This is a genomic window from Roseomonas chloroacetimidivorans (assembly GCF_049629625.1).
Classification (GTDB): domain Bacteria; phylum Pseudomonadota; class Alphaproteobacteria; order Acetobacterales; family Acetobacteraceae; genus Roseomonas; species Roseomonas chloroacetimidivorans.
Genome location: NZ_JBNBZS010000110.1, coordinates 1 through 14,275 on the forward strand (window position 1 = coordinate 1; position 14,275 = coordinate 14,275).

The 14,275-nt window shown below is 68.0% G+C and carries 14 protein-coding genes and 3 pseudogenes; 12 read left to right on the forward strand and 5 right to left on the reverse strand.

All coding sequences use genetic code 11. The features are described 5' to 3' along the window. Window positions 1-327 (forward strand): annotated as a pseudogene (locus tag ACO1BU_RS32760) (hypothetical protein); the annotation flags it as partial. Window positions 328-603: 276 nt separating this feature from the next. Here the strand turns inward: ACO1BU_RS32760 and ACO1BU_RS32765 are convergent. From ACO1BU_RS32765 to cydD, 3 genes are read right to left on the reverse strand one after another with little or no spacing between them, the layout of a single operon-like run. Then, entirely contained in the window at window positions 604-1,605 is a 1,002-nt protein-coding gene (locus tag ACO1BU_RS32765; protein ID WP_424140135.1) for a 2-hydroxyacid dehydrogenase, read from the reverse strand. After that, complete coding sequence (locus tag ACO1BU_RS32770) at window positions 1,602-3,242, reverse strand: amino acid ABC transporter ATP-binding/permease protein (RefSeq protein WP_424140136.1); 1,641 nt, start codon at window positions 3,240-3,242, stop codon at window positions 1,602-1,604. Before ACO1BU_RS32770 ends, ACO1BU_RS32765 begins: the two co-directional genes overlap by 4 nt. A 5-nt stretch (window positions 3,243-3,247) precedes the next feature. After that, on the reverse strand, window positions 3,248-4,909 hold the full coding sequence (cydD, locus tag ACO1BU_RS32775) for a thiol reductant ABC exporter subunit CydD (protein ID WP_424140137.1): 1,662 nt from the start codon (window positions 4,907-4,909) through the stop codon (window positions 3,248-3,250). Between the two features lie 139 nt (window positions 4,910-5,048). On the opposite strand from cydD, the gene ACO1BU_RS32780 reads away from it, so the two are divergent. The 8 genes from ACO1BU_RS32780 (at window position 5,049) to ACO1BU_RS32815 (ending at window position 11,626) form a co-directional block, all read left to right on the forward strand. After that, on the forward strand, window positions 5,049-6,620 hold the full coding sequence (locus ACO1BU_RS32780; RefSeq protein WP_424140138.1) for a cytochrome ubiquinol oxidase subunit I: 1,572 nt from the start codon (window positions 5,049-5,051) through the stop codon (window positions 6,618-6,620). Between the two features lie 13 nt (window positions 6,621-6,633). Further along, window positions 6,634-7,782 (forward strand): cytochrome d ubiquinol oxidase subunit II, encoded by a 1,149-nt coding sequence (cydB, locus tag ACO1BU_RS32785; protein WP_424140139.1) that lies wholly within the window; start codon window positions 6,634-6,636, stop codon window positions 7,780-7,782. 16 nt (window positions 7,783-7,798) lie between these two features. Next, window positions 7,799-7,915, forward strand: a complete 117-nt coding sequence (gene cydX / locus ACO1BU_RS32790; protein WP_424140140.1) for a cytochrome bd-I oxidase subunit CydX — start codon at window positions 7,799-7,801, stop codon at window positions 7,913-7,915. A gap of 144 nt (window positions 7,916-8,059) precedes the next feature. Then, window positions 8,060-8,734 (forward strand): Crp/Fnr family transcriptional regulator, encoded by a 675-nt coding sequence (locus tag ACO1BU_RS32795; RefSeq protein WP_424140141.1) that lies wholly within the window; start codon window positions 8,060-8,062, stop codon window positions 8,732-8,734. A 34-nt stretch (window positions 8,735-8,768) separates the two neighbouring features. Further along, on the forward strand, window positions 8,769-10,175 hold the full coding sequence (gene hemN, locus ACO1BU_RS32800; protein WP_424140142.1) for an oxygen-independent coproporphyrinogen III oxidase: 1,407 nt from the start codon (window positions 8,769-8,771) through the stop codon (window positions 10,173-10,175). A 189-nt stretch (window positions 10,176-10,364) separates the two neighbouring features. After that, window positions 10,365-10,718, forward strand: coding sequence for an HAD family hydrolase (locus tag ACO1BU_RS32805; protein WP_481133256.1), 354 nt, complete (start codon window positions 10,365-10,367; stop codon window positions 10,716-10,718). Continuing rightward, window positions 10,715-10,909 (forward strand): MerR family transcriptional regulator, encoded by a 195-nt coding sequence (locus tag ACO1BU_RS32810; RefSeq protein ID WP_424140143.1) that lies wholly within the window; start codon window positions 10,715-10,717, stop codon window positions 10,907-10,909. Before ACO1BU_RS32805 ends, ACO1BU_RS32810 begins: the two co-directional genes overlap by 4 nt. 261 nt (window positions 10,910-11,170) lie before the next feature. Continuing rightward, a complete protein-coding gene (locus ACO1BU_RS32815) occupies window positions 11,171-11,626 on the forward strand; it encodes a potassium channel family protein (protein WP_424140144.1) in 456 nt (151 codons plus the stop codon). A 27-nt stretch (window positions 11,627-11,653) separates the two neighbouring features. Here ACO1BU_RS32815 and ACO1BU_RS32820 read toward each other — a convergent pair whose 3' ends face one another. Beyond that, entirely contained in the window at window positions 11,654-11,893 is a 240-nt protein-coding gene (locus ACO1BU_RS32820) for a hypothetical protein (protein ID WP_424140145.1), read from the reverse strand. 8 nt (window positions 11,894-11,901) lie between these two features. Between ACO1BU_RS32820 and ACO1BU_RS32825 the strand changes: the two are divergent. The 3 genes and pseudogenes from ACO1BU_RS32825 to ACO1BU_RS32835 form a co-directional block, all read left to right on the forward strand. Then, window positions 11,902-12,168, forward strand: a pseudogene (locus tag ACO1BU_RS32825) (hypothetical protein); the annotation flags it as partial. 119 nt (window positions 12,169-12,287) lie between these two features. Continuing rightward, a complete protein-coding gene (locus ACO1BU_RS32830) occupies window positions 12,288-13,403 on the forward strand; it encodes an IS110 family RNA-guided transposase (RefSeq protein WP_424140146.1) in 1,116 nt (371 codons plus the stop codon). A 212-nt stretch (window positions 13,404-13,615) separates the two neighbouring features. After that, complete coding sequence (locus ACO1BU_RS32835) at window positions 13,616-14,095, forward strand: IS6 family transposase (protein WP_424140147.1); 480 nt, start codon at window positions 13,616-13,618, stop codon at window positions 14,093-14,095. Here ACO1BU_RS32835 and ACO1BU_RS32840 read toward each other — a convergent pair. After that, window positions 14,096-14,275 (reverse strand): annotated as a pseudogene (locus ACO1BU_RS32840) (hypothetical protein); the annotation flags it as partial.

Below are 14,275 nucleotides of genomic sequence, written 5' to 3' on the forward strand. Positions count from 1 at the left end.
TTCGGAGAGATCTGGACTCCGCAGCGGACCTCTGTCCGCAAGGTAAAGGCGGTCGAGGTGGCGGCCGACCTCTTCGCCTTTCTGACACCGGAGCCCAATGCCGAGCTGGCGCCGATCCACCCCAAGGCCATGCCGGTCATCCTGACCGAGCCGAACGAGCCTGAGGTTTGGATGACGACACCGTGGGGCGTAGCGAAGGCGCTGCAGCATCCGCTGCCGGACGGCATGCTGAGGATGGTCGCGCGGGGCAGGCCCGAGCTGCCCGATCATGATGACAGCGACCCCACGTCGCCTGCCGAAAAGCCCGCACAGCGCAGCTTGCTCTGACCGACTGGCCTGACCCGCCTGCCAAAAGCCGTGCAGCTTCCTATGCGCCCTGCAGAAGCGGCTTATGGTGCCAGGCGCTCGCCAATCATGATTGCCGCCTGCACGGTCGGGCCGGTCCACAATCTGCAACGAAGCTAGCGGCTGCCGGCAACGCTCGCACCGCAGCCGCATCTTGATCAGATTAGGTCGGCTATGTCCGCCAGCGCTCGCGCGTTCGCCAGGACCATGCGCCGCCTTCGCGTTGAACAGCGCCCAATTTCCATCGGCCGCTCGGCTTCACACCGATGGGGCGAGCACCTCGTTTTCCAGTGCCTCACCCCGTTCGAAGGCAGTAATGCTGGCCAGGGTGGTCGCGCAGATCGTGCCGAAGGCCTCGCGCGTGAAGAAGGCCTGGTGTCCGGTCAACAGCACGTTCGGAAAGGAAACGAGGCGCTGGATCAGGTCGTCCGCAATGATGTCGCTGGACAGATCACGGAAGAACAGGTTCGCCTCCTGCTCGTACACATCGATCGCCAACCCGCCGAGGTGCCCGTCCTTCAGCGCATCAATGGCCGCACGTGTATCGACTAGCCCGCCACGGCTCGTATTCACCAGCAGCAGGCCCGGCTTCACCTGCGCCAGGGTTTCCGCGCTCACCAGATGGCGCGTCTCCGGCGTCAGCGGACAGTGAAGCGACAGGATGTCCGCATCGCGCAGCAGCGCGTTCAGTGGCACATAACGTCCGCCCGCGGCTTCGAATTCCGGAGCCGGCTGAAGGTCGTAGCCCAGCACCGTGCAGCCGAAACCCGCCATGATACGCCCGAAGACGCGGCCGATCTTGCCCGTGCCGACCACCCCCACCGTGCGGCCGTACAGATCGAAGCCCATCAGCCCGTCCAGCTCGAAATTGCCGCTGCGCGTGCGCTCATAGGCGCGATGCAGTCGGCGGTTCAGCGCGAGCAGCAGCCCGACCGCGAATTCCGCCACCGAATGGGGGGAGTAGTCAGCCACGCGCACCACGTGAATACCATGATCGCGCGCGGCCACGAGATCGATCTGGTTGAAGCCGGTGGAGCGTGTCGCCACCAGTTTCGTTCCGCCCGCGGCCAGCGCGGCCAGCACCTCGGCGTTCAGATCATCATTCACGAAGATGCTGACGGCGGGGTATCCGGCCGCGAGCGCGACCGTGCCCATTTCCAGGCGCGCCTCCTGAAAGGTCAGCGCATGGCCATGGTCGGCATTCGCCTTGCTCAGCATCTCGCGGTCGTAGCGCTTGGCGCTGAACACGGCGACTTTCATGCAAGCTCCTCCTCACGCGGCACGCGCACGCCCTGGTATGCCACGGGCTCTCCGCCCAGCCGGATGATGGTGCCGCACAGCGCTAACGGACCAGGGCGATGCGTCACAATCAACGCCCCCTGCCCCGTCCTGACAAGCCGGTCCCGCAACCCGTCCAGCACGCACTCCTCCGTCACGGCGTCCAGGCCTTCGGTCGGCTCGTCTAGCAGCATCCAGGGCGCGCGGCGAAGATAGACGCGCGCCAGGACCAGCCGCCGGCGCTCGCCGCCGGAAAGGCGCGCGCCGTTCTCCCCGATCCAGGCATCCAGCCCGCCGGGTAGTGCAACCACCCGCTCGGCCAGGACGGCGTCGCGCAGCGCCTCCCACATCGCCGCCTCCGTCGCCTCCGGGCAGGCCAGACGCAGGTTGTCCCGCACCGTGCCGGCCAGAAGGGCTGCGTCCTGCGACGCATGGGCGAAGCAGCCGCGCACCGTTCCCGGCAGCAGGGCGGTCAGATCCATGCCGCCCAGGCTGATCCCACCCGGCGCAGCGGGCCGCAGGGCGAGCAGGGTTTCCAGCAGCGTGGTCTTACCGCAGCCGGAAGGCCCGATGATCGCCGCTACCGCGCCGGGCCGCAACAGGGTCGCCGGGGTGGAGAGCCGGATCAGCGGCGCCCCAGGCATGGTAGGGCGCGCGGGGCGGGGTGCCTCGCCGGCCTCCAGCATAGAATCCAGCCTCGCCTCGGCTTCCTTCACGGCACCGCGCCGCTCCAGCCCGCGCGCGAAGGCTGCGGTGCCGTCCACTGTCATCGCAGCGCCCAGCGCGGCCAGCGCCGCCATGGGTAGGGGCTGGCCGAAGGAAAGGGCCAGGGCGGTAACAGCGGCCAACCCGGTCGCAGCTGCCTGGGCCAGTTCGAACCAGCCCGCGCCGGTGGACACGGCCTGCTGGGCCGAGAGAAGATCACCGCTGCACGCCTCGATCCGCTCGGCCGCCCAACCCTCCAGCCCATAGGCACACAGTTCCGGCGCGGCGGAGGCTAGGTTGGCATAGGTCTCCTTCAGCCGCCCGGCGGCGCGCTGCGCCTCCCGGCCCGGCGCCTGAAGCAGGGTGGCAAGGCAGTTCGCCAGCAGCAGGTAGGCGGCAACGATCGCGGCCGTGGCCAGGGCCGGCGCGGGACCGGCCAGGAGCAGCAGCGCGGTGCCGCTGGCGACAGAGGCCACCATCCCCCAATTCGCGGAAAGGCGGACGAAGCGCGCCTCCACCGCGTCCACATCCTGCACCAGCCGGGCCGAGGCCTCTCCGGTGGAGAGGCTGAGCGCCACGGCGGGCGGGGCGGCAGCGAGGGAGGCGAAAAGGGCTGGGCGGATGCGGGCCAGGGCACGCAGGGCGGCATCATGCCCCACCAGACGTTCCCCGTAACGGCTGCCGGTCCGCAGGATGGCGAGCAGCCGGATCCCCGCGCTGGGCAGCAGGTAGTTGAAGGTCTGGGCGGAGGCCACCCCGGCCGCCCCCGCCAGGGCGGAGGCCGTGATGAACCAGCCGGACAGGCCGAGCAGCAGCACAGAGGAGGCGGAAACCGCCGCTGCTGCGATCCCGGCAATGACGAGCCGCCCGCGCTGGCGCGCACGCTCGGCGGCGATGAGTTGCTGCAGGCGCATAGGAGCTAACCGAGCCTCACGACGCGGTCGGCCATGGCGGCCAGCCGTTCGGAATGGGTGGCGATGATCGTGGTGCGGCCCTTCGCACCCTCCAGGATTACCGGGATCAGGGCCGCCTCGGCCTCCGCGTCCAGATGCGCGGTCGGCTCGTCCAGCAGCAGGATGGGCGCGTCCTTCAGCAGGGCGCGGGCCAGGGCGATGCGGCGCCGCTCGCCGCCGGAGAGACCGGCGCCGCGCTCATCCAGCAGGGCATTGAGCCCGCCAGGCCGCCTCTGCAGCATCCGGCCCATCCCAGCCCGCTCCGCCGCCCGCGCGATCTCGGCGGCGGGCGCGTCCTGGCGGGACAGGGCGACATTGGCGGCGATGCTGCCCGGCACGATCAGCGGCGCCTGCCCCATCCAGGCGATGGAGGGGGCGAAAGAACCGGCCTCGGACAAAGCCAGCCCGTCCACCAGCACCTCGCCCTCCCTCAGCGGCGCCAGGCCGAGAGGGAGGTTCAGCAGGCTCGTCTTGCCCGATCCGCTGGGGCCGAGAAGGGCTACCACCTCGCCCGGCGCCATGTTCAGGCCGAAGCCCTCCACCGCCGCGCGATCCTCGCCGGGGTAGCGGACGGCCACATTCTCGAAGCGGATGGCGGGAGCGCGGGGGATGGGGCTGGCGGCGGAGGCCGGCGCGCGCGCCATGGCCTCCAGCGCCTCCAGCCGGTCCGCGGCGGTCTCGGCGGCCTGCTTGTCGTGATAAGCGGCGGCCAGGCGCCGCATCGGGGCGTAGAATTCCGGCGCCAGGGCCAGGACGAAGAAGGCACGGGGCAGGTCCAGCGCCTCCGGTGCCGGGAAGGGCAGCAGGCCCAGCAGGTTGAAGCCCGCATAGACCGCGACCAGCGCCACCGAGAGCGCCGCGAAGAATTCCAGCGCGCCGGAGGAAAGGAACGCCACCCGCAGCACGCCCACGGTGCGGCGGCGCATCTCATCGGCGGCCCCGGCCAGCCGCGCCGTCTCGCGGCCCTCCGCCTGGAAGGCGAGGATGGTGGGCAGGCTCCGCACCCCGTCGGCGAAGAGGGCGGACAGGCGGGACAGGGCATCGAACTGCCGCCTCGCCTGGTCGGCCGCAGCCCCGCCGGCCAGGGCGAGCGCCAGGACGAAGGGAAGCAGGGTGAAGGCCAGGATGCCGGCGCTGAAGGGGCTGGCGACGGCCGTGGCGGCCAGGACGAGGAAGGGCACCAGCGCCGCTGCCTTCCTAGCCGGGAGGAAGCGGGCGATGTAGCCGTCCAGCGCCTCCACCTCATCCACCGCGGAGGTCATCAGGCTGCCGACGGGCGGCCTCTCCCCGGCGGGGATGGTCAGGCTGGCCACCACTACCCGGCGCCGCAGCGCGGCCTTGGCCCGGCGCGCGGCCTCCCCGCCCGCGCGGGCGGACAGGCTGCCGAACACGCCGCGCCCGGTGGCGGGCGCCCCGGCCCGGGGCCGCCCGGGGCCGGCGGCGCCCCTCCCCCGCCCGCGGGAGGTCAGCCCGCCCGCCAGCGCGGCGGCGAAGCCGATGGCGGCCACGCCGTCCAGGCACAACAGGCCGGTGGCCACGCCGTTCCAGCGGCCGCCGGCGCGGCTGGCCTCCTTCAGCCAGGCCTGGCGGCGGGCCTTGCGTTGCTTGTCCTGTGGGAGGTGCGACATGGCCCTTCTTCGCCCAGCCGCCCTCCCGGTTCCTTGATTGAGATCAAAGCGCCACCCCCCAATCCATGGCTTCTGGGGCCATCCCCAGGCCGAACCGCGCCCCCGACGCGCGCGGCGGCTGGATGGGCGGAGCAAACCAATGGACCCCGGTGTCGTCGACCTGTCGCGGCTGCAATTCGCGCTGACCGCGCTCTACCACTTCCTCTTCGTGCCGCTGACCCTCGGCCTCTCCTTCATGCTGGTCATCATGGAGAGCGTCTATGTGATGACGGGCCGCCAGATCTGGCGCCAGATCACCCAGTTCTGGGGCGTCATCTTCGGCATCAACTTCGTGCTCGGTGTCGCCACCGGGCTGACCATGGAATTCCAGTTCGGCACGAACTGGTCCTACTTCTCCCACTATGTCGGCGACATCTTCGGCGCGCCGCTCGCCATCGAGGGCCTGATGGCCTTCTTCCTGGAAGCGACCTTCGTCGGGCTGATGTTCTTCGGCTGGGAGCGGCTCTCGAAGCTCGGGCACCTCTTCGCGACCTTCATGGTGGCGCTGGGCACGAACTTTTCCGCGCTCTGGATCCTCATCGCCAATGGTTGGATGCAGAATCCCGTGGGCGCCGTGTTCAACCCGGACACCATGCGCATGGAGGTGAACGACTTTGCCGGCGTGCTGTTCAACCCGATCGCACAGGCGAAGTTCGTTCACACCGTCTCGGCCGGCTATGTCATCGCCTCCGTGCTCGTGCTGGGCATCTCCGCCCTCTACCTGCTGCGCGGCCAGTGGGTGAGCTTCGCGCGGCGTTCCATGACCGTTGCGGCCGCCTTCGGCCTGGCCTCCTCCCTCTCGGTCGTCGTGCTGGGTGACGAATCCGGCTACGCGCTGACTGACAACCAGAAGATGAAGCTCGCCGCCATCGAGGCCGCCTGGCACACCGAGCCGGCGCCCGCCGGGCTGACGCTATTCGGCATGCCCAACAGCTCCACGCGCGAGACCGACTACGCCGTGAACATCCCCTGGGTGCTCGGCGTCATCGCCACCCGCAGCCTCGACAAGGAGGTGACGGGCATGAGCGAGCTGGTGCTGCTGGCGCAGGAACGGATCGAATCCGGCCGCGACGCCTTCGGCGCCGTCGAAGCCCTGAAGGCCAATCCAAACGACGCCGCCGCGCGCGAGGTCTTCGCCCGCCATGGCCGCGATCTCGGCTACGGCCTTCTGCTGACCCGCTACGTCGCCGATCCGCGCGATGCCACGCCGGAGCAAATCCAGCAGGCCGCCTGGGACACCGTGCCGAACGTGCCCCTGATGTTCTGGAGCTTCCGCATCATGGCCTTCATCGGCTTCGGCATGATCGCGCTCTTCGCCACCGCCTTCCTGCTCTGCAGTCTTCGGAAGTTCGACCAGCGCTGGTTCCTGCGCCTGGCCGTCCTCGCCATTCCCCTGCCCTGGATCGCGGCGGAGCTCGGCTGGGTGCTGGCCGAGATGGGCCGCCAGCCCTGGGCCATCGAGGGCGTGCTGCCGACCTTCCTCGGCGCCTCCTCGCTCAGCCGCACGGAACTCTGGCTGACGATCGCCGGCTTCACCCTCGTCTATGGCGTGCTCGCGGTGATCGAGCTCGGGCTGATCATCCGCACGGTGAGGAAGGGCCCCTTCGCCGGGCATGAGGACCCGAACCCCGCCCCCGGCGCGCTTCCCGCCACCCCCGCGATGGTCGGCTGAAGGAGAACACGTCATGGACCTCGCATACGACTATGCCACGCTGCGCCTGATCTGGTGGGGGTTGATGGGCGTGCTGCTCATCGGCTTCGCCCTCACCGATGGATGGGATCTCGGCGTCGCCACCATGCTGCCCTTCGTCGGCAAGACGGATGTGGAGCGGCGGATGGTCATCAACGCCATCGGCCCGACCTGGGAAGGGAACCAAGTGTGGTTCATTCTGGGCGGCGGCGCGATCTTCGCCGCCTGGCCCTTCGTCTACGCCGTCAGCTTCTCGGGCTTCTACCTCGCCATGTTCGTGGTGCTGGCCTCGCTGATCCTGCGGCCCGTAGGCTTCAAGTACCGTTCCAAGAAGCCGGACCCGGCCTGGCGCACGCGCTGGGACTGGGCCCTCTTCATCGGCGGCTTCGTGCCCTCGCTCGTCTTCGGCGTCGCGGTCGGCAACGTGCTGCAGGGCGTGCCCTTCCGGCTCGACAGCAACCTGCGCGCCTTCTACGAAGGCAGCTTCTTCGGCCTCTTCACCCCCTTCAGCCTGCTCTGCGGCCTGCTCTCGGTCGCCATGATCGTGCTGCACGGCGCGGCCTTCCTCTCGATCCGGATCGAGCGCGGGCCGGCGCATGACCGGGCCCGGCGGTTCGGCACCTGGGCGGCCCTGGCCACCCTCGCCCTCTTCGCCCTCGGCTGGGCGACCGTGGCCTGGGGCGGGATCGGCTTCCGCATCACCAGCGTGGTGGACCCGACCGGCCCCTCCAACCCGCTCCGCACCACCTCCATCCAGGCGGCCGGGGCATGGCTGGCCAACTACGAGGCTTATCCCTGGATGATGATCGCCCCCGCCCTGGGCTTCCTCGGCGCGGCGCTCGCCCTGCTGGGCATCCGGGCGAAGTGGGAGGTGCCGGCCTTCGCGGGCTCGTCCCTCTCGGCACTCGGGATCATCTCCACCGTCGGGCTGTCTATGTTCCCCTACATCCTGCCCAGCTCGGTCGATCCGGCCTCCAGCCTGACCGTCTGGAACGCCTCCTCCTCCCAGCGGACGCTCTTCATCATGGTGGTCGTCACCGTGATCTTCCTGCCCCTCGTCCTCGCCTACACCGCCTGGGTCTACAAGGTCCTCTGGGGCCGGGTGACGACCGAGGAAGTGGGCCGCAACCCCCACTTTTACTGAGAAAAGGATCCCTGCCATGTGGTATTTTGCCTGGGTCCTGGGCCTCGGCCTGGCCGTTGTCTTCGGGGTGCTGAACGGCATCTGGCACGAGTTCCACCTACCCATGGACGACCGGGACCACCCGGTCGCCTGAGGCCCCCTCCCCACGCCGCCGGCCATTCCGGCGGCGCGGTCCCTCCATCGAAACAGCGCGGTCCCAATCCCTGGCAAGGCGCCCTATATTCGGGCCCTCGTCGCGGGGAGGGTCGCCGCCATCGCCCAGGTCTGTTCCGATTGCATGGTCCGTGATCGCACCCTCTGCGGCAGCCTCAATGACGAGGAATTGGCCACGCTCAACCGCCTGGGCCGCAAGCGGCACCTGGCCCGCGGCGAAACCCTGCTCTGGGCGGGGGACGAGGCCGTCCTCTGCGCCAACCTTCTCTCCGGCGTGCTCAAGCTCAGCGCCTCCACGGCGGATGGGCGTGAGCAGATCGTCGGCCTGCTCTACCCCTCCGATTTCGTCGGCCGCCCCTTCGCCGAGGAGGCGGAGCACAACATCACCGCCCTGACCGATGCCGAGCTCTGCGTCTTCCCGCGCAAGCCCTTCGAGGAGGCGCTGGAGAACCATGTCCGCATGGAGCGTCTGCTGCTCCGCCGGACCCTCGCCGCCCTCGACGAAGCGCGGGCGCGGATGCTGATGCTGGGCCGCAAGACGGCCGAGGAGAAGGTGGCAAGCTTCCTCCTGGACATGGCCAGCCATCTCTCCCCCGGGGGCGCCGGGCCGGCCGGCGAGATCAACTTCGACCTGCCCCTCACCCGCACCCAGATCGCCGATGTGCTCGGCCTGACCATCGAGACTGTTAGTCGCCAACTGACGAAGCTGAAGCGGGAGGGGCTGATCGACCTGCCTTCCGGCCGCGCGGTGACGATCCGAAGCCGAGGTAGCCTGCAGGAACGCGCGGAGGCGGCCTGAGCGGGCCGCCTCCTGTTCAACGCCGGCTTTGACCTTGATCAAGGCCGGACCCGGCGCGCGGCGCCAGATTGGCGCCATGACCGACCGGACCGATACCGCGCCGTCCCGCGCCCTGCTCGCCCTCGCGGAGACCCGTGTTGCCCGCTACACCAGCTACCCCACCGCCGCGCAGTTCGGGCGGGTGGAGGAAGCTACCTACCGAAGCTGGCTGCTTGAGGGCATCCGCCCCTCCGATACCCTCTCGCTCTACCTCCACGTCCCGTTCTGCAAGGATCTCTGCTGGTACTGCGCCTGCCACGCCAAGCCCACGCGCTCGGTGGAACGAGTCCGGGCCTATGCCGTGGCGCTGCATGCGGAGGCGGCGCTGCTGGCCGCTGCCCTGCCAGCCCATGCCGGCGTCTCCCACCTGCATCTCGGCGGCGGCACGCCCTCCATCCTCGGGCCCGACGGGTTGCGGGAGCTGATGGCCGTTCTGCGCCGTGAATTCGGCCTGCGACCGGGCGCGGAGATCGCCCTCGAGCTGGACCCACGCGTGCTGGACGAGGCGACGGCCGAGGCGCTCGGCGAACTCGGCTTCACCCGCGCCAGCCTGGGCGTGCAGGACATCGACCCGGCGGTGCAGGCCCGGATCGGGCGCCCTCAGCCCACCGCCCTGGTGGAACTGGCCGTGGAGCGCCTGCGCCGCGCCGGGATCAACGGCATAAACATCGACCTGATGTATGGCCTGCCCACCCAGACCGCCGCGCATGTCGCGGCCAGCGCCCGCTTCGCCGGCGGGCTCGGCGCGGACCGCCTGGCCGTCTTCGGCTATGCGCATGTCGCCTGGATGAAGCCCCATCAGAAGGCCATCGAGCCTTCCACCCTCCCCGATGCCTTGGCGCGGCTGGAGCAGGCCGAGATGGCGGAGGAGGTGTTGCTGGGCATGAGCTACCGGGCAATCGGCCTCGACCACTTCGCCCTGCCGGAGGATCCGCTGGCCCAGGCCGCCGCGGCGCGCCGGCTGCGGCGCAACTTCCAAGGTTACACCACGGACGACGCCCCGGTGCTTCTCGGCCTCGGCTCCTCTTCAATCGGAAGCTTGCCGGGCGGGTACGCCCAGAACGCCGTGGACGAGAAGCTCTACGCCGAGGCGGTCGCGGCGGGCCAACTGCCCGTGGTGCGTGGCGTCGCAGTGACTGAGGAGGATCGCCTGCGTGCCCGGCTGATCGAGCGGGTGATGTGTGACTTCGCGCTGGACCTAAGCGCGACCGAACCGGCGAGTCAGCGCATCCTGCGGCAGGCGCTCGACAGGATGGCGCCGCTGAAGGAGGCAGGGCTGGTCCGGCAGGATGCCGGCCGACTGTATGCCACTCCGGCCGGGCAGCGCTTCGTGCGGCAGGTCGCCGCCTGTTTCGACGCGTTCCAAGTCTCGGCGGCCAACCGTCATTCCACAACTGTCTGAATGGGGCCACGATGTGATCGACTTGGCACCCCCAACGATGTTTGCGTCCAGAACCTATTGGCTTCAGATAGGGGGATTTGAACGGAGCGGTTCAGGCAGTAATGGTGCGGCGGCTTGCTCGGAACGAGATTGCGTTATTGTAACTTTCCTTGAAGCGTAGAATTTTCAGATTGCGAACGACTGCACTGCATGGATCAGGTTATGGTCGTCGCAATTGACGGGCGCGTCGCAGGGCTGATCGCCGTGGCCGACCCGATCAAGACATCGGCTGGCGACGTCATCGCCGCACTCCGCGCCGAGGGCTTGCGCATAGTCATGCTGACCGGAGATGGCCGAGGCACGCCACAGGCGGTCGCGCGACCACTCTTGTCGTTCCTGTTCAACGGCGTCGGCGTGCCGATCGCGGCAGGCGTGCTCTACCCGGTTGCGGGAATCCTGCTCTCGCCTATGTTCGCGGGTGCGGCCATGGCGTTGTCGTCGTTTACCGTGGTCGTGAACGCGCTGCGGCTGAACGTCATTCAGCTTGCAGGGAGCGCTCGATGAACATCGGCCAGGCTTCAGACGCTAGCGGCGTCTCGCAACGGGTGATCCGTTCTTGCGAGAAGCTCGGCCTCATCCCAGCGCTGCCGCGTCGCGGGACTTACCGGGGCTATTCCGAGAGCGAAATCCACCGGCTGCGGTTTATCGCGAACGCCCGCCGTCTGGACTTCCCGATCGAGAAAATCTGCACATAGCGCGACCTCTGGTCGAATCCTGCGCAATCGAGCGCCGAGGCCAAGCGGCTGGCCACGGCTCGCGCGGCTGAACCCGTCCGCAAGGCGAAGGCGTTGGGCAATATGGGCCGATCACTCGCAGAGCTCACCCAGTCCTGCCGCGTCGATGGTTGACCGGACTGCGCGATAATCGACCAGCTCGCCAATCCGCTCCAATAAATAACTGTTGAACGAAGCGCAGGAACGACAGCGTCATTCTGCCGATGTAGGGGAGATCTTGTGGTGCAGCTTGTCGTCGCCAGCTTGATGGTCGCGTTGACTGTCGTCATGCACCTTGTCGGCCTTGGGCTGCTTGTCGCGCTCATGCGCGTTCACCACCGCCGGCTCCGACAACGTACAGCTTGGCTTCCCCAGTTGATGATCATCTTCGGAGCCGCGTTCGGACTGTTCGCCCTCCACACTGCGGAAATATGGGCCTATGGCTTCCTCTATGTGCACTTGAGGGCGTTGCCGAACTTTGATGACGCGTTGTATTTCTCAACCACCTCCTACACGACTCTTGGCTATGGCGACATCGTGCTTCCGAGCGCCTGGCGACTGGTCGGCGCAATCGAAGGAGCGAACGGCATCATCCTGCTCGGCTGGTCCACGGCCTTCTTCGTCTCGGTGGTCAACCGCATCAGGCTCTTCGAACAAGAGATCTCGGAGAGCCCGGACCGCATTGGCCGTGATGCCTGATCGGCCTGTCCGTGACCGAATGTTTCTTTAATCGGGCTTGGTGATCAAAGGCTCAGGGAGTGCTCGCGCCGGTGACATCCCAGAAATCTGGACGGTGATATAGTTGCGCGCCATGATCGAAGTCTGCGGCAGTTTGTGGCAGCGCACCGTGGGCACGTCGACGATGGTGCTCTGCACCAAGGCGATCGCGAGATCGCGGGCGATGCTATTGGCGTCAGGGAAGGGGGTTCTGTTGGAGTTTTTGCGCCCGGCGGTGATCGGAGCCATGCTCCGGCATGGCGAGACGGCGAAAGCTGGAGCAAATCGGGGCGGTGCGGTCCTTCAAGGGGCGGCAGTTCGCGGCGGAGGTGATCCTCTGGGCGGTTCGGTGGTATCTCATGTTCCCGATCAGCTACCGAGACCTCGAACTCATGCTGCAGGACCGGGGCGTAAGGATCGCGCACACGACGCTCTTCCGCTGGATCCAGGCCTACGCGCCGGAGCTGGAGAAGCGGATCCGGCCTCATGTTCGCACGAGCAGTGGGTCTTGGCGCGTCGATGAGATGGGGTATCCCGGCCTGGCGTAGCCCCCAGCCCTTGTCTGGGCGGAGCGGAGTGCCTGGTCTGGAAAGGCTCGCGGATCGCCTGCCAGCCTCATGCCCCAGCTCTGGAGGACGATGCCATGCTCTATTACGGACGGGACGTATCTCCGAAGCAGACCGCACTGTGTTTTGTGGACGGTGAGGGACGGGTGGCCAGGGAGGCCAGGCTGGCCACCGACCCGGAGGTGATCAGCCGCTCTTTCCAAGAGAATGAATTCCGCTGCGAGCGCATCGGCCTGGAGTCCCGAGGAACATTTTCCTTGCTCTGCCTGGAACTGGGCCGGCTTGGACGCCCTGCCGTGTGTATCGGTGCCCGGCACGCTGCGGCCGCCCTGCAGGCCGGCTTCCGGAACAAGAATGACCGCAATGATGCCCGCGGCATCGCCGAGCTCATGCGCGTGAAGACCTATCGCGAGGTTTGGATCAAGTCACAGGAGAGCCAACGCCGGGGCATGCTGCTGACAGACCGTGGGACGCTGCACCGCCAGAGGGTTGCCCTGGAGAACACGATCCGTGGCCTGCTGTGCCTCGAGGGGAGCCAGTTTCCGACACGCGGGAGCCGCTTTGCCGAAGATGTTCTGGAGCGGATCGATGGATCGGATGCCTTGCACCTGATTATCCGTCCCCTGCTGGAGGCGCGTGCCACGATGATGCGCCAGATCCTTGCGCTCGACCGGCAGATCATCACGACAGCGCAGCAGGATCCTGTGTGCCGCCTGCTGATGACGATCCCGGGCGTGGGCGCGCATACCGCGCTGTCCTTCAAGGCCTGCGTTGACGACCCCGCGCGCTTCCGGCGGTCGCGAACGGTTGGGGCGCATTTCGGCCTCACGCCCCGGCAGTACAGCTCCGGCGAGGTCAACATCGCCGGGCGGATCAGCAAGATGGGCAACCGGGGCATGCGCAGGCTGCTCTATGTGGCCGCGAACGCGATGATGACCCGCGGTCGCTGGTCAGCCCTGAAGGCCTGGGCCATGCGCCTGGCCAAGGCCCGAGGCGCACGGCGCGCCAAAGTGGCCCTGGCTCGTCGGCTGGCCGTGACGATGCACGCGATGTGGTGGTCGGGCGACCCTTCCGCTGGACGAAGCAGGCCGGGGCTGCCTGAGCGGCGGCCCGGCTGCCCTGCCACGCTGTGGTGGGTCCCGCGAGGGGCGGTTGGGCCGAGAACGCATGTAGGTTTGGTCTCACCTCGGTGAGAGACCGCCGATGAGATCGCGCCGGGCCACCTGACCGACCCCATCCTGTGCCGGCCGATGGCGCTGAGCACGTAGAGAAGACTGTCACCTCGGGGACCACGTCACGGCAAAGGCAGGGCATAAGGGTAGGCCGCGCACGGGACGCAGCAGGAGAGCTTCGTAGAGAGGAGCTACTCGGATGAGGTAGAAGCGCCTTAACCGGCACGGCCGGGATAGAGAAGACCTATGCGCGGGTGAAGGGCCGCTGGGCCTTTCTGGATCGGGCGGTGGACAGCCGTGGTCAGACGATCGACTTCTTGCTCTCGGCCAGGCGCGATGCTGAATCGGCGAAGCGCTTCTTCCGTAAGGCCCTGGACCGGCCGCACACCGTCGGCCTGCGCAGCATCACGGTCGATAGGAACGCCGCTTACCCGTGTGCAGTTAGAGAGATGAAGGCCGAGGGCGAGCTCTGGCGCTTCGCTCGGCTGCGTCAGGCCAAGCTTCTGAACAACATCGTGGAGCAAGACCACCGGCGCGCAAAGCAGCTGATCCGACCAGGGCTTGGCTTCGGGGGCTTCTGGACGGCACGACGAACACTGGCGGGCTACGAGGTGATGGCGATGATGCGCAAAGGGCAAGTTCGGCATGTCGGCGGGCGAGACATGCAAGCGCAGGCGACGTTCATCGCCGAGCTGTTCCAGATCGCGGCCTGATTAGGCGCCCTGCAGGATACGCTTCAGCCCGCGCCCGGCTTTGCAGCGGAACCCCTTGGGGTGGATCGGCGCCAGCTCGGCATTGGGCTCCGGTGTCAGAAAGGCGAAGAGGTCGGCCGCCACCTCGACCGCCTTTACCTTGCGGACAGAGGTCCGCTGCGGAGTCCAGATCTCTCCGAA